Here is a 19794-nt window from a genome sequence, read left to right as displayed (position 1 = left end):
GTTCCATTACCGCTTTGATATTCTCATAAATCACAGCTAAATTCTCAGGACTTTGATTCTTATAATCTTCTCCGGTCATTATCTTGTATTCATATAATATTTCGTCTATCTCCTGTCTGGCGATAACATGAAAGGTATCTTTGACAAATTCTCCGTTTTCATCTCGGTAATAACCTGTCCCAATCGGAGAATGAAGAAATGGAATAATATCCACATCATTGTTCACAACTGCATTTAAGGTATAGAGTCCTGAATGATCAGGTTCACTCATATACACATCATCTTCATCTCCGGCAGTAAATCTCCAACCACTGTCTCCGTTATAATCGGGATTTTCACGATACATATAGCCGACCTTTTCTCCGTCTACCATAATTCTGTCTGTTGCAATACAACCTTCTCCCTCATTCCAATGAAAAAGTTCTTTCATATCTTCTGTTTTTATGTTCCAATTTTTCTCCATGGTTCCCTCCGACAAATTGATATCCACATTTTTACAGGAAAATTGTTATCCTTGATTGACGATTCATTGATCAAATATGACTCCAAACCGATTTAAAGTTCAACAAAGGTCCGTTTTAAGTCAGACAGTTCCTGTAACTTTCGTTCCAACACCACCGGATTCATTCCGTTTTGGACTGCAATTTCATAATACTTATCAAATTCAGTATGATGATTTTGTTTTACAACTGCTAACAGTTCTGCAAAATACCTCCAAACATTGTTATAGCTTCTTGTGGAAGAATAATCTTCTCTTTTCGGCATCCACTTGAGTGTTACAAAAAACTTGTAGAGTATCTTACTCCACGTTTCTACATCATCATCATAGCAAAAAAACTTGGTCTCAAACAAACTTGCGAAACGCCTGTCCCAAAATTTAACATCATCAGGCAAATACCACGTGTTACGAGTATCGCGACAAATCAATTCTATTGCTATTTTTTCAAGTATTACAGATGGATCTCCACCGGAACAATCATAACTTCCGGCAACCATACTTTGTGAGCCTTCTTCTTTTAATTCTTCATAAGCCGTCTTGCTGTCAAGCAAAACCAGTGCAAGTTGGGCACGATGCCCAAAGGCTTTCCCTGCACTCAATATTCGATATTTCTCAATCTCGTTCATAGTTCCTCCCAAAATCGTGTTTCCTTATAAGGATTTCTTTTATTGAGCCAATCCGTTATATAGATATCCATTTCCTCTAAAATTCATTTTTTATTTCCTGTTCCGTCCATAATTCATCTTTACTGAAAAACATTATTTTCTTGATTGATAGAATTCCTGATACTTTGGATCATCAGACTGAAAATATCGGTTGCCTACACCTTTTTGTTTGAGCAGATTTTTCCATAATTCAAATGCTGCATCTAAGTTACCGTCTTCAAATTCATACTTCGCCTTCATGTGTTCCACTTCAGAATCATACAAATGCAATTCGTCATTGTTTTCAACCATCCTGTCCAGCCACACTTTTGCCTTTCCCATATCGCAATTCCCTATTGCATGCTTAAAAAAGCTTTTTGCATAGTTGTATCCTTGGTTCCATTTTGCTCCCGACTCCGGAAAAGCGTTCCAACCTTGTTCTGCAAGAGCAAAGCCTTCTTCAAGCTTATTTTCTCCTATTTTAGTGATGGCATCCTTACCATAAGCAATAACCTCTTCATATCTTTCATTATCCAGCAACATCTTGCATTCCTCCTCAAATTATATTATTATTATTTTTTTCCCTTTCTTTCATATGATTACATACTTTTCTATCTTAAGTAAATGCGAAACGGAAATCAAACCGCGAAATAAAATAGATTTTCTCAGCAAACTAATTTTAATAGCATGATGTTACTACACAAAAACCGGTCTTTTGATGTGAATTTAACTCATTTTATCACAGTTTATCGTTAATGGAACAATATCGCAAACCTTAATATTGTTATTCTATTTTGCACAACGCAACTTCTTTTAACCCTCTGTCATAAAGAGAGGTAATACAACTATCTCTGCTGATGTTTTGTACCTTATGTTTGCTCATTCCTCGTGGCAACCCGATATCAAAATATTCCCTTGCAGTAAGTGAAAAAAGTTTTTGTTTTCCCTTCCAATCATCCGTCTTAAACAGAGGTGTCATGATGACATAGTCGGAGTCGGTGAACTTTCCGTTCACACCGCCTTTTTTGCCGTCTTGTTTCAAATAATCCGATTCCAAAAGCTTTTCAACCACTGTTCCGTCTGTAGAGATTTTTGCAAGTGCATAGTAATCCATACCCCATTTATTAACTGATGTTGTACTTTCTCCCGAAGTGAAAACATAGATGTCTTTGTCGATTATTTTCAGACTATCAATTTTCGGTGTTTCATCGGTTCGGTCATCATGATGGGTCAATCCTTTTTTATCAATGCTTGAAAAAGAGTTCCATTCGGCGTGTTTTTTTTTAGCATCAAATTCCAAAAGAGCAAAATATCTTGCATCTCCGTAATACACATTATGCTCAAAGCAAACCGGAATCATCGAACTATCCGATATCACCTGAAAATATCTCTGTTGTGCTTTTTCGGGAACGATACTGTTCACATCCGAAGTTCTATTCTTGATCGGTATGATTTCCGGTGATGAAAAATCACCGGTATAGTATTGAATCTCCTGTCCTTTTTTTATGATTCCAAAGCCTTCTCCAAAACGGAACAGTACGGGATAGTTTCTTCTATCATCAGAACAGTCACAAACCTCTACTTCTTTCAGCCCGGAAGAAGATAATACAAGGACACAATATTTGTCGCTATCATCTGTTTCATTTGTCAAAATCAATACCCTTCCGTCAGAAAGCACGGCTGAACTATGCACAAAGCTGTACTTTTGGGGTATTTCCCATTTTTGTAAAAGACTCAACTTTAATTTCTCCATTACTTCTCCTCCAAACAACTCACTCGTCAGCAAATTTTTTACATTCGGCTTAAAGTTTCAACTATCCTTGATGAGATGAATTTCAGGCAAGGTTTTTTGTAAAATACGATTCCCCTCCCGTAATATTTTTGTCTATTCCTACAACTGCACACCTTGCAATAATTATTCTTATGTTGGCATTCTATAAAGTATTGCAGACTTTTGGAATAGGAATGAATTCCCATTCTTGATAACAGTACTTCCTCACCTTTGTAGCATCTATTTAAAATAATATTTCATAAAAGAACTTATTTCTTTGAACTGTTTTCTAATTTAGAATCATACATTACATCACTTGCCATGATAGATGAATATCACGCCCAATAATATCAATGCGATTCCTACAATCGGCATAAACCATCTTTCACTTCTTGCATACTCAAACTCTTGCAGTTCTTTCACAAGACACTCTTTCGGATTTTTTGTACAATAAAAAACAGTTGCCGGAACCTCTCCGTTCTTCTTATTCTTTCTCAGATATTTGGTCGAACAATGACTGGCATTGAACGATTTTGTTACAGAAATCTGTTCTCCCCTAACGTCTTTAAACTTGATGTTTACAATATACTCATCAAAATGAGGTGAAGCATGATACTCTATTTTTACAACACAAATTGTTCCTTCTGTTTGAGATACCTGCTCCTTATTTTCCATAAAGTTCTTTAACTCCTCGGATTTGGATGATGAGTAAAATCCTTTCCAAATACAAATAAAACCGCAAATAATTAACCAAATATTGACGATCACTTCTTTCAATCCTTTCCCACTCTTAATAAAAATCACACTTTGAAACGATAGCCATCGTTTGCGATGATAAAAAAGAGAATACAATATTATGATATGAAAAGAAAAAATTTCTTACTCTATCTTTTGTTCTATTTCTTATCTGTGATTCGTATGATTTGTTCACTTGATATATTATATCATTTTTTCATTTCTTTTTATATCTTTCTTCCGTTTCAGTCTGCTCTTACGTTTATCATCATATTTCCACAATCTTGTTTCCTGTCTGTTTTATTGTGTCGATGAAACAATGGAATCAATCCAATTTTTGCAAGTGATACTTTTGATTGTTTCATTCATCTGTTCTTTGACACTTTCATAAAGTTTCACATCTTTTTTTTGAGCGAATAGAACACTTCACTATTTCAAAAAATTCCATCAACCATTCCTATCAGATTAGTTCCAACTGTTTATCATCATCTTTTCAAACTATCGGTGCCAGACGGTTGTATACAGTCTTGCTAACAAAAAAATCAGATAGGTGATATGTAGCCATAACATACATACCATCCATCTGATTTACTGCTTGTTTGAATCAAAAAACAATTCACATATTATTCCATTAAAGAGAAGGTCTCCATCATATCTAACAATAGATTCGCCTTATCGATTTCATCATTCAACAGGTCGTCATACTCCGTTTCAAGCTCCTCTTGTCTTTGAACAATCCATTCCAAATGTTCTTTTGATGAAGCATAGTCTTGATTTACAAAATAATATTCTCCCAAAAAACAATGTGCTTGTGACACCGAAATCATATCGTTTCCGATATCGATGGCTTTCATCATACTGTCAACTGCATTCTCTATCTCAGCTTTTGAAATTTGTAAAGAAGTTTTTGCAATATAAAGTTCGGCATTCTTTCAGTATGGAGTTGCATGGCTTGGAATTACTATTGTTTTTCTATTTCATTGTCTTCTTCCTAATTCTTTGTTAACCGTTGATTCCGCCACATTCCACTTCGTAATCGCTATCTATCTCCATACAAGCTAAATGTCCAAGCAAATAATCAGGTTCTGCATCCAAATCAAGAGAAAACTCACTGTTTCTGCCTCTTAGAAAAATCAATACATTGTTGACAAACAGAGCATCTTCAAAATCTTCCTGCGAAATCTGCTCGTCCGCATCAAAATCTCCGCTTTCAATCATCTCGTTAATTACATCGACATAATGATCATTCTCCTCCATAAATGCATCGACCACCACATCTCTGTTCTCGTTGAGCCAGTTTATCTTTTCATTCACTACATCAGTCACTGTGCTTTCATTCACGTCAATATCTAAAAAAATATCCGTCTCCCTTCCCCAAACTGTCATCTTACCCACATAGTCGCCACTCTCATCCAATACAAACTCATTTTCGCCAATCATAATCTTAGTTTCTGTCATTTTTTCCTCCTATCTCACCTTAAAAGTTATCATCAAATAATTCCTATTATTTTGTCGTAGACGAAAATGTTCAACCTCTTGCGCCATTCCATCTTCAGACAAACTGTTTCAGAACACAGTTTCATTCTCTTTACAATCTTGTCATCGTTACTATTATCATTGGAACGATTTATATTATCTTTCCTCTCTTAGAAAAACTTCCCTGCACTCTCGTTTTGTAAAGAATCAGAGGTATTATTCTTCCAAATGTATTTTTCCGGATCACACCACCCACATATATAATCTAACATCTCTGCAAACCAATCTTTTGATAATCCATCTTCTAACCTGTTGTAGTATTGAAAAAATATACTATATACTTGGTTTTGTGTCATACCGGAATCATGTATTCTCATTAAAATATCATATCCTCGCTTGCTATACTCATTATAATTCTCATCGGTAACGACAGTTGCAAGTTGTTTTATTTGAGAAAATAACTTTTCGAAATCACTCATTGCACCCACCTCTTCATTCTAATTTGTCTCATGCAATGCTTATGATATTGTACCATATTTCATCTCAGTTTTATAGGTTTGACTTATTTTGCTTTATATGTATCGGTTATCTGTTTTCTTTTGTTGGTAATACAAAAACTCAATAGAATCATTTCATGATTTCCTAAAAAATAAAGTGTTTCAGATATTCAAAAAGTTATAGACAAACTCTGTGAAAATATCAATAAACGGATAAACGAAACAACCAAAAGTATCACTTGTAGAAATTGGATTCGTTCCATCGTTTCATCCGATTTTCGTATCATTTCTTTATTTTGAGCAACAAAAAACAGCAAACCTATTTGATTTACTGTTTCATAAATTGCTATCTATTCTGTTATTGTATTGATTTTCTTCAAAAACTCCGAACTCATCGACTATTTTAGGTCCACAACAAAAGATTTCTGATTCGTTCCCTTTTCATTTTCAGACACTCATGAAATAACTTCCTTTTATCAACCATCGCAATGAAATTTACAGAGAATCGTTATGAATCAGAACACTCATATAGGCACCTTTTTTGAAAAGTGATGTACTCACACCCCATGCGACTGCTGAGCAAGCTAATTCATTTGCATGCTTCGTCTTGATACTTCTGGCATCAAGCACAATGCCTTTTGGATATAACTCGGCTGATAAATACTGATGTAAGCTGTCTGCCGAACCGCTCTCAACCGCCTTTATTGAACGCAAAGGATGGGTATCCCACCATTCATTCGGCTTCGAAAACGAACCATTAGCTCTCATCTCATCTGAAGATAGCTTCTGTGCACAAACTTCTCTAATCATCTCTAAAGTCTCCTCGTCAATGACACCGTCAGTAATGGAATACGCATAGTATGCACATGCAACGCCATCATCATCCAACTCTTTAATCAAATAAAGGTTGGAAACACCTCTCTCCTTGAATTTTTTCCACTTGGATGATACCTTCTTAAAACTCGCATCCGTATAAACAGATGAATTTCCATCCTCCAACGCATGTCTCAGTTCTTCCAAATTAACATCTTTCTTTTCCCATTCATCGATAAAATTGATTCTTAGGTTACTCATTTAAATTTCCTCCTTATATTCTTCTTGCCAACTATCCAGTGTATCATTATCAAACACAATCATCGTGTCAACAAACGGTTCTACTGTAACTTCAGTATAAAAAACTCCCTTTTTACTGTGATATACTGAAATTCCTGAACGTGACTTTACAGAAAACTTCACCTCATATTGTCCCGGCGGAAGTAATATCGACGGTGTTAATACCTCATCGGAAAATAGCGCTTTATGCCACGTTTTTCCATCATCACTGACTGCAACATCATAGAAATCGCCATATCCGTGATCTATCCTAAGATACACTTTAGATAATTCACTGTTGTTTTTCATACTCTTAATCATCCGAAAAGCTTTCTTGCGTTTAGACTGCTGATAGACCAATCTCCCTACACTGATATAGAACAGAATTGTCATGACAACAAATATGATCCAAGGTCTATCGGATACAAAACTTATCATTTCCTTCACACCATTTCCCCTTTCATGAATAAATTGCAAATGTATCCCTCTAACTATTTAATAATAGTATATCATTTTTTAACAGTTTTTGTACTGTCATTTTTCATTCCCGCACTCCTTAAAATTGATAATCAAACAAGATGTGTCGTTGAGTTGCAACTGAAAAGCTTCGATATCTTGTGTAATTTCATCATAAATATCGGTCAACGTATGAGCAGGAGATATTAAGCCCAAATAATAGTCGTCCAATTCAACGGTTCCTATTTTTTCAAGGCAATCCGACAAAAGCTCCAAGTCTTTATGATTGAACCAACAGTCTGTATCAATCCAATACAATGTATCATGCTTACTGCAAGCAATTTGGCTATAAAAGAAATCATCCATATTCGGTTTCTCTTTTTGTAATAATCGGGTACAAGCCAAATGATATTCTATTTTTCTCGGACTTTGTTCCACTGAGGATACAAAAACGACTCCATATTCGTGTTCGAATTTTATCGCAAGAACATCTCCAGTGTGAAAATGTGGTGTCCGTTTTGTTCTTGCCTTGGGAACTTTGATCGGTTTGAGGTTTTCAGTCTGTAACTGCACTGCTAATTGATCCAACACTTTTTGTCGCTTGCTCAGCGCTTTACTGTCAATTTCAAGCCAAAACGGATTTGCACCACTACCTATGATTTTCAAAGCCTTCGTTTTTATCTCATCAGGTAAATGTCCTATTTTCCATAGAGCATAGGCAAGAGCCGTCCAATAAATCTCCGTATAAAAATCATCTGTACAGTAATTTTTTTCGTCCTCCAACATCGTTGCGATTATGTTATCGACACTTACTCCATCCTTGTAGTTTTCGACAACATAGTTATAAATGTCGTAACCATCATCACTATCTATTATTTTGACTCCATCTATTGCCATAAAACTCTCCGTTCCTGTTCCTATTTCAATTACCTAACTTACTTATCCTTTTTATCAACGACTTCAAAACATCTTTTTGGAGATGTTATTACTGTTATAACATATTCTTTTGCAACCCACTGTCGTCTTACTTTTTGCTCAAATATCACAAAATCTTCAAAACTCTTCGTGCTTCTCACAATTTCTCGTAATACCAATTCATGCTCCCCTTCTGTAATCATTATCTTCCTAAACAACAAAGGAAAATACTCTTTAGAAGAATTGATTCTTACACCATCGATATGTGTCACTTCAATGAAACTTCCGGTTTCTTTATGTCCCTTAAGTCGAACTAATGCAAAATTTGGATGTTCTTTTTTCCAAAATATTCCAAAGATAAAAATGAAACAAATCACTATAAATAGAAATGTCATCAATTCAGCTAAAAGGATTTTAGAACCAATATTGTAAGTTAGAACGGTTCTCCCTGTCTCCAGGGTATCATTTATAAATCTACTCACACCGAAAATCAAAATCGTTTGCAAAACACTCATAATGATAAGAGAAATTGACATGATTTCTTTCATCTTTTGATATTTTTTAGCATTGTAGATTACAAAACATACCAACAAAATATGAATCATGACATACAATGCTATCAATAAACCGAATCCTACATATGACAAAACAATAACCTCCCTGTTTTGAATTCGTAATTTCTAAAATTAACAGTTTTATTATACCAGTTTTTAAGATACTTTTGCCACTGATATCATCTATACATCGTGTCCATAGATAAAATTATGTAAATATGATATACTGACGCTACATCTTTAGTATAAATAAATCATACAAAAAAGATAGTTTATGAAGAATTCTAACCTATTTTTAACCGAAAGGAGCACTTATAAAATGAGTGACGAGAAAAAACTACCTTATGATGATACAAAACCAAAAGATATATTACGATATTCACAAGATCTTTTAGGTCTAAGTTTTGTTGATGTACTATCTAGAATTTTTAAAAATGAAGAATTAAAAGATAAAGTTCAATACTACAATAACCCTAAAGGAAAAGGCTCTTTGGGAAATTTACTTGAAGAACACTATTTTTTTTATAAACCAAACAGCAGCCCTGAACCAGACTTTTACAAAGCTGGTATAGAATTAAAAGCAACCCCATACGAACAAAACAGTAAAGGAAGTAAAGCGGGAGAACGCCTTGTTATTACGATGATTCCAAATACCGAACCTATAGAAATAGAATTCAAAGACTCACACTTAGAAAAAAAAATTCGTAAAATCCTTATGATTTGGTATCATAGAATAAAAAATCAAAAACGAACTGAGCATACCATTGATTTTATCAATCTATATGATATTTATAGTAAGATATGTGCTAAAGATTTAGAAATAATACTAGATGACTACAAGATTATTGTAAATAAAATTATTTCAGGTAAAGCTCACGAATTGTCAGAAGGTGATACAAAGTATTTAGGAGCTTGTACAAAAGGTTCAAATGCAAAAAAAAGCCTACAACCACAATACTATAATAAAAATGTTCCTGCAAAAAGACGTGCTTTTTCATTAAAACAATCTTATATGACCTACGTTTTAAATAACTATGTTCAGTCTGGATTGATGAACTATGATTCTATTTTTACTGAAGAAGATTTAAAAGATGGAGAATTTGACGCTAAGGTACTATCCAAAATTTATTTATATGTAAATAAAAGCGAAAATGAACTATATAAATTTTTCAACATACCTACGGACTCTAAATCTAAACAAATAAACAAAACTTTAATAAATAGAATGTTAGGGGTAAATACCGATAATTCAGAAGAATTTCAGAAAGCTAATATAATAATCAAGACCATACGTGTTCAGAGAAATGGAAAACCTAGAGAAAGTATGTCATTTCCCAAGATAATAATCACTGATTTTATTAACCAAGAATTTGAGACTTCGTATGAGTATGAATTTTTTGAGACAACACGTTTTCTATTAGTTGTATTTAGAGAAACCCTTGATGGAACATTTATTTTATCAGGCTCAAAATTTTGGAATATGCCAATACAGAGTCTTGAAACAATAGGCAAGCAGGAATGGAACCTTTATAAGAATAAATTTATGCAAGGTGTTAATTTTAAGGTTAAGACTTTAACTAGTGGAAAACAAATTATAGAAAATGATTTGCCTAAAAAAACAGATACCAAAATTTTCCATCTAAGACCTCATTCCAATAAAAGTTCATATTTAATAAATGGTAAGAAATATGGTAATGGTAGTAACTCAGACATGGACCAATTACCCAATGGGGACAAAATGACTCATCAATGTTTTTGGTTAAATAACCATTATATAGCTGAGATAATTAAGGATATTTAAAAGGAGTTAAATAAATGGAATTAACAGTAGTAGAACTATTTGCTGGTGTAGGAGGCTTTAGAGTGGGTCTAAACAACATAAAGTCTTTCGATTCCAATAATAGAGCAATTGAAAACGGAAGTTGGAACTTTATTTGGGCAAACCAATTTGAACCATCTATAAAAACACAACATGCGTTTAATTGTTATATCACCAGATTTGGTCAAAATAATCATTCAAATATAGATATAAACAAAGTAACTAAGTCTGACATCCCTAACCATTCTCTTCTTGTTGGTGGATTCCCTTGTCAAGACTATTCTGTAGCTAGATCTCTTTATCAAGAAAAAGGTATCGAAGGAAAAAAAGGTGTACTTTTTTGGGATATTCGAGATGTATTATTAGAAAAAAACTCACCCTTTGTTTTGTTGGAAAATGTTGACAGATTATTAAAATCTCCTTCAAACAAAAGAGGTCGTGATTTTGCTATAATGCTAGAGACTTTTTATAATTTAGGATATGACGTACAATGGAGAGTAATTAATGCTGCGAACTACTCTATGCCTCAAAAAAGAAGAAGGGTTTTCATCTTTGCATATAAAAATTCAACTAAATTTGCTAACTCTATTAAAAAAAATGGTATGAATCTGAATACAAAAAATATCTTTAATAAAATATTTCCTGTTTTACCTATTGATAAATTTGAAACCATCGATTTAACGCCTTATAAAAATACTCTTGATATTTCAGATAATTATAGTCATGGAAAATTTTTAGAGTGTGGGATTATGATAAACGGCACTATTGTTCATGGAAACGTTACTCCTATCGATGAAAAAAAGTATACTCTAGCTGATATTTTAGAACAAGCAAAACCTTTAAATGAAAATATTAGCAATTATATCATACCTCAAGACAAACTAGATAAATGGAGATATTTAAAAGGTTCAAAAAAAATAGAACGATTATCAAATTCTGGTCACTACTATATGTATAGTGAAGGTTCAATGGCATTCCCAGAAAACTTAGAAGAACCAGCTAGAACTATGCTTACCAGTGAAGGCAGTACCAACAGATCCTCCCACATTATTTTTGACAAAAGCATTAGTCAATACCGCATACTAACACCAATTGAATGTGAGTTGATTCAGATGTTTCCTGTAAATTGGACAAATACTATGCCAGTAAGAAATAGATATTTTATGATGGGAAATGCATTGGTTACAGGAATCATTTCAAGAATAGAACCCACTATAAGACAAATAATTTCAAATGAATAAAAACGATACCATTAAAATTAATCTTTAATTAAATTATATAGAATTCCATGAACTATATACTCAGCATCAAATTTAATGAAGAAAAAAAGAGTAGATTTTCCCTACTCTTTTTTGTTACTACTTATATTATGCTATTTTTGTTATTACTTCTATTCTTGCTCAATGATTCCGTAATGTCCGTCTTTACGGATATACAACAAGCAAAACATATCGTCTTCCGCTCTTCTGAATACAAAGAAGTCATGTCCTAACAAATTCATTTGAAGCATTGCTTCTTCTTCTGACATCGGTTTATAAACAAATCTTTTTCTTTTTACGATTTCCATAGTATCTGTATCAGAAGATGGCGTTTCTATATTTTCATATCGAATGGTATCATGTCCCTTTCGAATCAATTTTTCTTTATATTTTCTCAACTGGCGAGCTAGTTTTTCTACTGCCATATCCGCTGCATTGTATAAGTCTTCGTCTTGCACTTCGGAACGAATGATTCCTGAACCAAGAGGAATTGTAACTTCAATTTTTTGTGTTGTTTTTGTTGCGGAAACTGTTACTTTTGCCTCTACATCGGTATCAAAAAACTTATCCAACTTACTTAGTTTTTCTTTTAGAACCTCTTCCATCGCTTTTGTGATACTTATGTTTTTACCGATCATCTTTAAGTTCATAAAACTGCCTCCCTTTTGAAGATAATCGAAGATTATCTTGTTTTAGAAATAACTCATCGCTATTTCTTACCTTCATTATACCTCTTTTTTAAATAAAGTACACCTTATTTTGTTAATTTGTTAAAATATTCTAACTTTTTTATTAAAAACATAAAAAAATTTTCATCTTTTTGCTATCTATTTTATGTATTATTGTTTTCATGATTTCATACGCTTATCTCCATCTCTTATTGTCATAAACACAAAAAAGGAACCACATTCCAAATTGTCCATGGAGTGACACTCACTCTTTTTCACAGACTGTTCAAAACATCGTTCCTCTTATGATGTGGTTTTATCACACAAGTCTTTGTGTTACTTTTTCATAAAACTGATGAAAACATAAATTCCCAAAACAAAAAACAGTACAGCCGTTGCGTGTTGTTTATTTTTTGCCACACTGAAAAACTCACGTATGAAATGAATCACTTTCAGTAATAAGGAAAGAAATATAAGTAGGAAGCCAACTGTTATCTCGATACGAAAGTTCATATTGTGGTATGAATTTCCTGTCAACAACGCTATTCCCAACATGATAAACCCTAAGATTGCCGTAACTGTTGCTATTTTAGATAATTTGTTTTGCAAATAAATCACTCCCTATGTCATATTTCAAATTGATAAACCCTAGATGTCTATTCTCCGGATACAGTGATACCGTCCAAAATAATGGCTGACGGTGTCACAGAACAACGGCGAACTTCCTGCTCATGAGAAAATCTCATCTGATTTTGTATTTTAAATATATTTTCGGAAATTGCTCCTCCTGTCACAAAGGCTTCTGTTCCATTTTGTACCAATTTTGCCAATCTGAATTCTCCTCCGAAATCTCCTGTGATTTCATCTGCAAGAAAACATGAGAATGTCAAAATTTCCAAGTAATCTTGTTTTTTGTATTCTTCTAATGACTCTTTTCCACCAAGAACTTCAAAGGTATTGACTGTACCGACATGGTCAATTCCCAAATAATGGCTGAATTTTGCAGTGGTACGAAGTGCTTTGATTTCTCCTTCTTTCATAAGGTCGTACTCCTTCAATACCGTTCCTTCCGTATCTACCGGTCTCGCATAGATGGAGGTTTCCAAATTCGGTTTCATTTTGATAGTAATCGGCTCTTTTGCATCTTTGGATTGAAATGCTTGCCCAATTTTGGCTTTTCCGATGTTGGTATACACCATCACATCGGATGCCTGTTGCAAATAGAATTGGAAAAATTCTTCCACTGCATCTCCACTCAAAATAACTCTCATATCGGATTGTGTCGCATTTCGAACCGCCATGCTTCTTCCTTGTGTTTCCATTAACTGTTTCTTTGTAATTTGCTCTATCTTTTGCAAATCCATTTCGGTCAAATAATATCCGTTAAAGATTTCTACCGGCTCTTCTCCCTCGTTACAATCAGTCACTATCTCGAAAGTAAATTCATTTTTCGGATAAGTGCAATCACAACCTGTTGAAGTCACCACTCTCTTTGTGCCTTCTATTGCAAATACTTCACAGGAATTGACTTTTGAAGTATATCCATAGTCTTGATAAAATACCCGGTGAAGGTCATCATAGTTTTCATTGAGCGATTTGATATTATCCGCCTTTTTCATCTCAGGATATTCTGTCACCGTATTCACCGGCAAAGGATACCATTTGTTCTTGACAAATTTTGCAGAAAATGCCGCTTGCTCTAATTTTTTTGTAAGTTCTTCCACACTGTCCAAAGGACTCAATACTACATCGGAATCTCCTTTATAGCGTTCTTCACCCTCTTGAAAATCCACAAATAATCTCACTGCAAACTCATGAATATCTGTTCCACGATTCATATCCAACTTATCTTTGACAAAAAACAATTCTTTTGAGGCAGACTGTTCTTCTGTGATAATCCAATCGGATACTTCTGTCATGGAAGACAGTATCTTTTTTATTGTTTCAATCATTAGTTCAATCTTCCCTTCGCTTTGATATAAGATCCTCCTGTTGAGGTCTTAACCCACTCTTTCCAACCTTTCCCACAGTATCCTGAGCCGGAAAGTTTTAATCCCGGAGATACCATGGTAATGGATTCCAACAATTCAGGCACATAGCCTGTCAAATATAACGGACTGACAATTCTTCCTGTCAATTTTCCGTCTTTAATTTCTCTTCCTTTGGATGCAACACATTGAATCCCCCAGTTTTTCGGATCCTCCATACCGGAAGAAAATCCTTCCAACAGGTAACCATACTCAATGGATGCAATCATTTCATCCAAAGAATCCGTCCCTTCTTCAAAGAAAGTATTTGTCATTCTTGTGTATGCTTTTCTCTTGTAGGATTCCCTCTTTCCGTTTCCTGTCGGTTCTACTCCAAGTTGCAATGCAGAGAGTTCATCACACATTCCTGTTCTCAAAATTCCCTTGTCAATAATCAAGGTGTCTTTTCCTAAATTTCCTTCATCATCAAACAGATAGGTTGAAACTTCTTCACAAGCAGTTGCACCGTCATGCATAAATACTTTGTCGGAGGCTACCCTCTTGTTAACATACTCCTGTCCTTTTGCACGTTCTTTGACGAACATATCCATCTCTGCTCCGTGTCCGAACGCCTCATGTGCAATCAATCCGGTAAAATCGGGATCACAGATGATATCATAAGTTCCGGGAATCACTTTTTCACTGTGAAGGAGCTCTTTTGCTCGTTCTGCAGCTTGATATACCTTTTCTTCCAATTCCTCAATCAATTCTGAACCACACAGTCCGGAAACTGCAAGAAAATCATTTTTCGTCGACTGTTCATCTCCTGCAACTGCAACTCCATAACCGGTTGAATAGACATAGCTTTGATACAAGTCCTTGTTCTCTGAAATAAAAATTTTATTCACTTGAGTTGTGGTCAAACTCACTTGTAACTCCAACAAGTCCGGATGTTTTTTCATCACATCGGAATGAATCCCTGTCAATTTTCGGATAATTTCATCCGGTTTATCTTGTTCCGGAAGGTTTTTCACTTCTGAGAAAAATTCTTTAACTATCGTCTCGTCTTGAGGAACTGCAAGATATTCCAAAAACAAATTATTTTTTACATATCTTTCTCTATCTTCTTTTGCTATCTCCTTCACTTTTCGAACTGCTTGCTCTACATCCAAGTGATTAAAGGAATATTCGCTGAATCCGATGTCCTGAAACACTCTTACTACAAATCCTTTTTCCGTATCCGGAGACGGTTTTGCTGAAATTCCACTCTTTTTTACGGAATAAGCAGAACCTGTCACATCTGTTCCCAAAACGGATACATAATAAAATTCTTTTTTCAACTCGGATACCAATCTTTTCAATTCTTCTTTTTTACTTAATAAAAATTCAGATGGTTTTACCTTCATCTTTTTCTCCTTCCCATGTCGAGCTTCCATCGACACAAACGATATCGGTTCTACAACATCGTTCTCTTTCTATCCCAAACTCAGTAATAGTGTTACCAAAATAGGAACGCTGAGCGTCAAAATAAATCCCGTAATAAATGCAATGATAGCAGTTCTTGCATCAGTTGCTTTTGAAATAATCGGCAAGGTCGTATCCATTGCTGTTGCTCCTGAAGGCGCAATCGCCTCATCATGACCGATATACTTTGCAATCAACGGAATCAGAACAATCGCAAACACCTCTCTACATACATTTGTCAAGAAAGCCAATACACTGAGTTCTTTGGAGTACGGCGTTATCATAATTGCAGAAAGAGAATACCAAGCCATTCCCGCTCCTATCAAAGAGGAGTCTTTTGCTCCGTATCCCAAAAATGTTCCACACACAATCGCACCGACCAAACTACCGCTTGCCACCATCAAAGGTGTCGAAATTGCTTTTACGCCGATTGATTTGATTTGACTCATCACATCTTTATTTTTTCCAATATCTATCCCCACAAAAAACATCAAAAGACACAGTCCCACATCAAGTAAGGTTGAAATATAGGATATCTCTTGTACCACGATGAATTTACCACATAAAATACCTGCAATCACTGACATCACGATTACCAAAGTCATCTATCTCACCTTGCCTTTCTGAAATTGTCCATAAATTTTGTTGAATAAAAATACAAACAACACACTGAATCCAATGGTGAATAACGCAAACAGAGCAGATTCTTTTCCGATATAGAGGAAAGAGTCCATAATCTCCTGATTCGTTCCCACATTGATTCCCATCACAAAGAGCAAGAACAACAAACATAATAATTGGAATTTATCCAATCTTTCCATCAATCTTTTGCTTACCTTTCCGCTTCTGCCTAATGCAATTCCGGATCCCATCATAAAAAGGTAACACGCCATTCGAAATAACATAACATCCCTCCGTATTATCTTTTGTTTTTTATTTTTGAACACACCAAACTAACTGTTATCGCTATATTTTGTCAAAAAATGGCGATACAGTTCATGTATCTTGTCTGGTTCCCCATATCCTCTTTTCAATAAAAGCTGTTCTCAATAAAAACACTTCCTTTTCATGACATCTGCTCCTTCATTGTTTTCTTCTTGCTCCAAAAGATATTATTATTCTCACGGTGGAGAAAGTAACGCTCCTCTACATAGCAAATTCACACTCTATTTGTAGTAGAAAAAAAGAGAGACATCCTCTGTCTCTCTTATCTTACCTTGTATTCTTTGCAGTTGCAAGATACTTTTGAAGTTTTCCTACATCATCGGCATTCCGCCACCCATTGGAGGCATTGCAGGTTCTTCTGATTTAATGTCTACTACTGCAGCTTCTGTTGTTAAGAAAGTAGATGCTACAGAAGAAGCATTTTGTAATGCACTTCTTGTTACTTTTGTAGGATCGATAATTCCTGCCTCAATCATATTAACATACTCTTCTTTGAACGCATCAAATCCCATTCCTTTTTCGCCTTTACGAACATTTTCTACAATAACTGCTCCTTCCAAACCGGCGTTGATTGCGATTTGTTTCAACGGTTCTTGTAATGCATTTAAGATGATTTTGATACCTGTTTTGATTTCTGAGTTTTCTTCTGTCAATAGTTTTTCTACTTCAGAAATTGTTTCAATCAATGCAACTCCACCACCGGATACAATTCCTTCTTCTACTGCAGCTCTTGTCGCATTCAATGCATCTTCCATACGAAGTTTTCTTTCTTTCAATTCTGTTTCAGTTGCTGCTCCTACTTGGATTACTGCAACTCCACCTGCTAACTTCGCAAGGCGTTCTTCCAATTTTTCTCTATCAAACTCAGAAGTAGTATCTTCAATTTGTCTACGAATCAATGCTACTCTTTCTTCTATATCACTTGCACTTCCTGCTCCGTTTACAATTACTGTATTTTCTTTCGTTACTTTAACAGAGCCTGCACGACCAAGCATTGTCAAATCTGCATCTTTCAGTTCCAATCCAACTTCCTCAGAGATTACGGTTCCTCCTGTCAAGATAGCAATATCCTGTAACATTGCTTTTCTGCGATCTCCAAATCCGGGTGCTTTGATAGCAACAACATCAAATGTTCCTCTCAATTTGTTTACGACCAAAGTAGCCAACGCTTCTCCCTCAATATCTTCTGCAATAATCAACAGTTTTTTACCTTGTTGTACGATTTGCTCCAATACAGGAAGGATTTCTTGAATATTAGTAATTTTTTTATCTGTAATTAAAATCAATGGATCGGAAAGGTTTGCTTCCATTTTTTCCATATCAGTTGACATATAAGGAGAAACATATCCTCTGTCAAATTGCATACCTTCTACCACTTCCAAAGTAGTTCCCATTGTTTTGGATTCTTCTACTGTAATAACACCGTCTTTTCCAACTTTTTCCATTGCATCTGCAATCATTTTTCCTACTTCTTCGTCTCCTGCAGAGATTGCAGCTACTTGTGCAATAGATTCTTTGCTTTCGATTGGACGAGAGTTTGCTTGCAATGTTTCTACTGCTTTGTCTACTGCTAATTGAATTCCTTTACGAATGAAGATTGGGTTTGCACCGGCAGCCACATTCTTCAATCCTTCGCGCACGATTGCCTGTGTCAATAATGTCGCTGTAGTTGTTCCGTCTCCTGCGACATCATTTGTTTTTGTCGCTACTTCTTTCACCAATTGTGCTCCCATATTTTCATAAGCATCTTCCAATTCTATTTCTTTTGCAATGGTAACTCCGTCATTCGTAATCAATGGACTTCCGAATTTTTTATCTAAAATAACATTTCTTCCTTTTGGTCCGATTGTAACCTTTACTGTATCAGCCAAAATATTTACTCCACGTTCTAATGCTTTTCTTGCGTCTTCTCCGAATTTAATTTCCTTTGCCATAATAATACTCCTCCTTATATACTATCGTTCTCTTATTCCATCTTATTCTACTACAGCTAAAATATCGCTTTGTCTTAAAATGATATACTCTTCTCCCTCTACCTTTACTTCTGTTCCGGCATATTTAGAGAATAACACTTTGTTTCCTTTTTCAACTTCCATTTTGATTTCTTTTCCATCTACTACTCCACCCGGTCCAACTTCTACAACTTCTGCAATTTGAGGTTGTTCTTTTGCTGTTCCTGTCAAGATGATTCCACTCTTTGTTTTTTCTTCAGCTTCTAACATTTGAATTACTACACGATCTGCTAATGGTCTTATTTTCATTTCAAAAATCCTCCTCATATTTTATATCGAACAAAATACTCCAATTTTTTCGATATAGGTATCACTTTAAGTTATTGTTATATTAGCACTCTTTGTCATTGAGTGCTAATCTATTTTTATAATAACGAATTTTTGAATACATTTCAAGTATTTTTTTTGTTTTTCTACAATGTTTTTACAGAAAAATGCAACCTCTATCACAAAGTTGCATTTATTCGTTCAAAAAATGCTTCTTTTCCAGATTCTCCTTTTTATTTCTTCATCAATACAAAAATTATTTCCACGATGGAAGAAACACAGTCTTCAAAAAAAAACACCTGCAAACAAACCAGAAAATGAGCATATTGAACCGAATTCAACTCTGTTTTTTCTGTGAAAGAAAAAGACGATAGAATTTCAAATATTCCATCGTCTAATAACATTCTATTCTATTTTCATCTGTCACTTTATGAAAACCATTCTTGTTTCATCTTTTCTAATGATTCTTTTGTTAGTGGATAACCGACCGATTTCCCTATGACAGAATCCACACAACAGTATGGACATCCTGCTATAAAACCGGATTCATCCTTCGTCCATTCTGTTATCTCCTTTGGTGAAAAAATGTTACAACAATAAAAGCATCCACATTTCTCATCTTTTTCCAGCATTGACTTGTTTGCAAAACTATACTTATGAGCTTTTATACAATCCATCTTATCTCCTTATGAAACGGTTTCTCTTTATTTTTGGTGGTATGCATCACTATCGAAGATTCCTATAAATCCTACAC

23 protein-coding genes are annotated in these 19794 nt (G+C 34.7%); 2 read left to right on the top strand and 21 right to left on the bottom strand.

Translation table 11 applies throughout. The features are described from left to right. The 12 genes from ACO5GE_RS01410 to ACO5GE_RS01355 all read right to left on the bottom strand — a co-directional run. Positions 1-463 (bottom strand): DUF2185 domain-containing protein (locus ACO5GE_RS01410; protein ID WP_484829136.1); only part of this gene is annotated, 463 nt, incomplete at its 3' end. A 92-nt stretch (positions 464-555) separates the two neighbouring features. Further along, positions 556-1125 (bottom strand): hypothetical protein, encoded by a 570-nt coding sequence (locus ACO5GE_RS01405; protein WP_484829135.1) that lies wholly within the window; start codon positions 1123-1125, stop codon positions 556-558. A gap of 132 nt (positions 1126-1257) precedes the next feature. Continuing rightward, complete coding sequence (locus tag ACO5GE_RS01400) at positions 1258-1686, bottom strand: hypothetical protein (protein WP_484829134.1); 429 nt, start codon at positions 1684-1686, stop codon at positions 1258-1260. 241 nt (positions 1687-1927) lie between these two features. Then, on the bottom strand, positions 1928-2896 hold the full coding sequence (locus tag ACO5GE_RS01395; RefSeq protein ID WP_484829133.1) for a hypothetical protein: 969 nt from the start codon (positions 2894-2896) through the stop codon (positions 1928-1930). Between the two features lie 330 nt (positions 2897-3226). After that, positions 3227-3589, bottom strand: coding sequence for a hypothetical protein (locus ACO5GE_RS01390; RefSeq protein ID WP_484829132.1), 363 nt, complete (start codon positions 3587-3589; stop codon positions 3227-3229). A 683-nt stretch (positions 3590-4272) separates the two neighbouring features. Beyond that, on the bottom strand, positions 4273-4506 hold the full coding sequence (locus ACO5GE_RS01385) for a hypothetical protein (RefSeq protein ID WP_484829131.1): 234 nt from the start codon (positions 4504-4506) through the stop codon (positions 4273-4275). Between the two features lie 145 nt (positions 4507-4651). Further along, a complete protein-coding gene (locus tag ACO5GE_RS01380; RefSeq protein WP_484829130.1) occupies positions 4652-5107 on the bottom strand; it encodes a hypothetical protein in 456 nt (151 codons plus the stop codon). Between the two features lie 188 nt (positions 5108-5295). Then, positions 5296-5604: a hypothetical protein gene (locus ACO5GE_RS01375; RefSeq protein ID WP_484829129.1), complete on the bottom strand. Its 309-nt coding sequence runs from the start codon at positions 5602-5604 to the stop codon at positions 5296-5298. Positions 5605-6117: 513 nt separating this feature from the next. Further along, entirely contained in the window at positions 6118-6696 is a 579-nt protein-coding gene (locus ACO5GE_RS01370) for a hypothetical protein (protein ID WP_484829128.1), read from the bottom strand. Further along, a complete protein-coding gene (locus ACO5GE_RS01365) occupies positions 6697-7152 on the bottom strand; it encodes a hypothetical protein (protein ID WP_273159960.1) in 456 nt (151 codons plus the stop codon). A gap of 96 nt (positions 7153-7248) precedes the next feature. Next, positions 7249-8067 carry a hypothetical protein gene (locus ACO5GE_RS01360; RefSeq protein WP_484829127.1) on the bottom strand — a complete coding sequence of 273 codons (819 nt, stop codon included), beginning with the start codon at positions 8065-8067 and terminating at the stop codon, positions 7249-7251. A gap of 38 nt (positions 8068-8105) precedes the next feature. Further along, the gene (locus tag ACO5GE_RS01355) at positions 8106-8732 is read right to left on the bottom strand and encodes a hypothetical protein (RefSeq protein ID WP_484829126.1); all 627 of its coding nucleotides are present in this window, start codon (positions 8730-8732) and stop codon (positions 8106-8108) included. Positions 8733-8958: 226 nt separating this feature from the next. On the opposite strand from ACO5GE_RS01355, the gene ACO5GE_RS01350 reads away from it, so the two are divergent. Together ACO5GE_RS01350 and dcm are read left to right on the top strand one after the other, a co-directional pair. Then, entirely contained in the window at positions 8959-10440 is a 1482-nt protein-coding gene (locus tag ACO5GE_RS01350) for a Sau3AI family type II restriction endonuclease (RefSeq protein WP_484829125.1), read from the top strand. 14 nt (positions 10441-10454) lie between these two features. Further along, on the top strand, positions 10455-11699 hold the full coding sequence (gene dcm / locus ACO5GE_RS01345; protein ID WP_484829124.1) for a DNA (cytosine-5-)-methyltransferase: 1245 nt from the start codon (positions 10455-10457) through the stop codon (positions 11697-11699). Between the two features lie 149 nt (positions 11700-11848). On the opposite strand, the gene hpf is transcribed toward dcm, so the two are convergent. The 9 genes from hpf to ACO5GE_RS01300 all read right to left on the bottom strand — a co-directional run bounded on the left by hpf (position 11849) and on the right by ACO5GE_RS01300 (position 19717). Further along, positions 11849-12367 (bottom strand): ribosome hibernation-promoting factor, HPF/YfiA family, encoded by a 519-nt coding sequence (gene hpf / locus ACO5GE_RS01340; RefSeq protein WP_484829123.1) that lies wholly within the window; start codon positions 12365-12367, stop codon positions 11849-11851. 354 nt (positions 12368-12721) lie between these two features. Next, complete coding sequence (locus ACO5GE_RS01335) at positions 12722-12994, bottom strand: hypothetical protein (protein ID WP_484829122.1); 273 nt, start codon at positions 12992-12994, stop codon at positions 12722-12724. Between the two features lie 47 nt (positions 12995-13041). Beyond that, positions 13042-14337 (bottom strand): metallopeptidase TldD-related protein, encoded by a 1296-nt coding sequence (locus ACO5GE_RS01330; protein WP_484829121.1) that lies wholly within the window; start codon positions 14335-14337, stop codon positions 13042-13044. Continuing rightward, positions 14337-15758 carry a TldD/PmbA family protein gene (locus ACO5GE_RS01325; protein ID WP_484829120.1) on the bottom strand — a complete coding sequence of 474 codons (1422 nt, stop codon included), beginning with the start codon at positions 15756-15758 and terminating at the stop codon, positions 14337-14339. The genes ACO5GE_RS01330 and ACO5GE_RS01325 overlap by 1 nt, the downstream gene beginning before the upstream one ends. Before the next feature lie 69 nt (positions 15759-15827). Continuing rightward, entirely contained in the window at positions 15828-16421 is a 594-nt protein-coding gene (locus ACO5GE_RS01320; RefSeq protein ID WP_484829119.1) for a LysO family transporter, read from the bottom strand. Beyond that, positions 16422-16721, bottom strand: a complete 300-nt coding sequence (locus tag ACO5GE_RS01315) for a LysO family transporter (protein WP_484829118.1) — start codon at positions 16719-16721, stop codon at positions 16422-16424. A gap of 351 nt (positions 16722-17072) precedes the next feature. Continuing rightward, on the bottom strand, positions 17073-18695 hold the full coding sequence (gene groL / locus ACO5GE_RS01310; protein WP_484829117.1) for a chaperonin GroEL: 1623 nt from the start codon (positions 18693-18695) through the stop codon (positions 17073-17075). Between the two features lie 42 nt (positions 18696-18737). Continuing rightward, the gene (locus tag ACO5GE_RS01305; protein ID WP_014263141.1) at positions 18738-19022 is read right to left on the bottom strand and encodes a co-chaperone GroES; all 285 of its coding nucleotides are present in this window, start codon (positions 19020-19022) and stop codon (positions 18738-18740) included. Between the two features lie 446 nt (positions 19023-19468). Beyond that, positions 19469-19717 carry a hypothetical protein gene (locus tag ACO5GE_RS01300; protein ID WP_484829116.1) on the bottom strand — a complete coding sequence of 83 codons (249 nt, stop codon included), beginning with the start codon at positions 19715-19717 and terminating at the stop codon, positions 19469-19471. Positions 19718-19794: the final 77 nt, after the last annotated feature.

This window comes from Filifactor sp. (genome assembly GCF_057248345.1).
This window is presented reverse-complemented; position numbering and strand designations above follow the sequence as displayed.

What these genes read in the sequence shown, in the direction of transcription:
- ACO5GE_RS01360 (WP_484829127.1), bottom strand. Translation starts at nt 8,067, where the DNA reads ATGGCAATAGATGGAGTCAAAATAATAGATAGTGATGATGGTTACGAC.
- ACO5GE_RS01380 (WP_484829130.1), bottom strand. Translation starts at nt 5,107, where the DNA reads ATGACAGAAACTAAGATTATGATTGGCGAAAATGAGTTTGTATTGGAT.
- dcm (WP_484829124.1), top strand. Translation starts at nt 10,455, where the DNA reads ATGGAATTAACAGTAGTAGAACTATTTGCTGGTGTAGGAGGCTTTAGA.
- ACO5GE_RS01390 (WP_484829132.1), bottom strand. Translation starts at nt 3,589, where the DNA reads ATGGAAAATAAGGAGCAGGTATCTCAAACAGAAGGAACAATTTGTGTT.
- groL (WP_484829117.1), bottom strand. Translation starts at nt 18,695, where the DNA reads ATGGCAAAGGAAATTAAATTCGGAGAAGACGCAAGAAAAGCATTAGAA.
- ACO5GE_RS01405 (WP_484829135.1), bottom strand. Translation starts at nt 1,125, where the DNA reads ATGAACGAGATTGAGAAATATCGAATATTGAGTGCAGGGAAAGCCTTT.
- ACO5GE_RS01330 (WP_484829121.1), bottom strand. Translation starts at nt 14,337, where the DNA reads ATGATTGAAACAATAAAAAAGATACTGTCTTCCATGACAGAAGTATCC.
- ACO5GE_RS01300 (WP_484829116.1), bottom strand. Translation starts at nt 19,717, where the DNA reads ATGGATTGTATAAAAGCTCATAAGTATAGTTTTGCAAACAAGTCAATG.
- ACO5GE_RS01350 (WP_484829125.1), top strand. Translation starts at nt 8,959, where the DNA reads ATGAGTGACGAGAAAAAACTACCTTATGATGATACAAAACCAAAAGAT.
- ACO5GE_RS01400 (WP_484829134.1), bottom strand. Translation starts at nt 1,686, where the DNA reads ATGTTGCTGGATAATGAAAGATATGAAGAGGTTATTGCTTATGGTAAG.
- ACO5GE_RS01385 (WP_484829131.1), bottom strand. Translation starts at nt 4,506, where the DNA reads ATGATGAAAGCCATCGATATCGGAAACGATATGATTTCGGTGTCACAA.
- ACO5GE_RS01365 (WP_273159960.1), bottom strand. Translation starts at nt 7,152, where the DNA reads ATGATAAGTTTTGTATCCGATAGACCTTGGATCATATTTGTTGTCATG.
- ACO5GE_RS01325 (WP_484829120.1), bottom strand. Translation starts at nt 15,758, where the DNA reads ATGAAGGTAAAACCATCTGAATTTTTATTAAGTAAAAAAGAAGAATTG.
- ACO5GE_RS01320 (WP_484829119.1), bottom strand. Translation starts at nt 16,421, where the DNA reads ATGACTTTGGTAATCGTGATGTCAGTGATTGCAGGTATTTTATGTGGT.
- ACO5GE_RS01395 (WP_484829133.1), bottom strand. Translation starts at nt 2,896, where the DNA reads ATGGAGAAATTAAAGTTGAGTCTTTTACAAAAATGGGAAATACCCCAA.
- ACO5GE_RS01305 (WP_014263141.1), bottom strand. Translation starts at nt 19,022, where the DNA reads ATGAAAATAAGACCATTAGCAGATCGTGTAGTAATTCAAATGTTAGAA.
- ACO5GE_RS01370 (WP_484829128.1), bottom strand. Translation starts at nt 6,696, where the DNA reads ATGAGTAACCTAAGAATCAATTTTATCGATGAATGGGAAAAGAAAGAT.
- hpf (WP_484829123.1), bottom strand. Translation starts at nt 12,367, where the DNA reads ATGAACTTAAAGATGATCGGTAAAAACATAAGTATCACAAAAGCGATG.
- ACO5GE_RS01375 (WP_484829129.1), bottom strand. Translation starts at nt 5,604, where the DNA reads ATGAGTGATTTCGAAAAGTTATTTTCTCAAATAAAACAACTTGCAACT.
- ACO5GE_RS01315 (WP_484829118.1), bottom strand. Translation starts at nt 16,721, where the DNA reads ATGTTATTTCGAATGGCGTGTTACCTTTTTATGATGGGATCCGGAATT.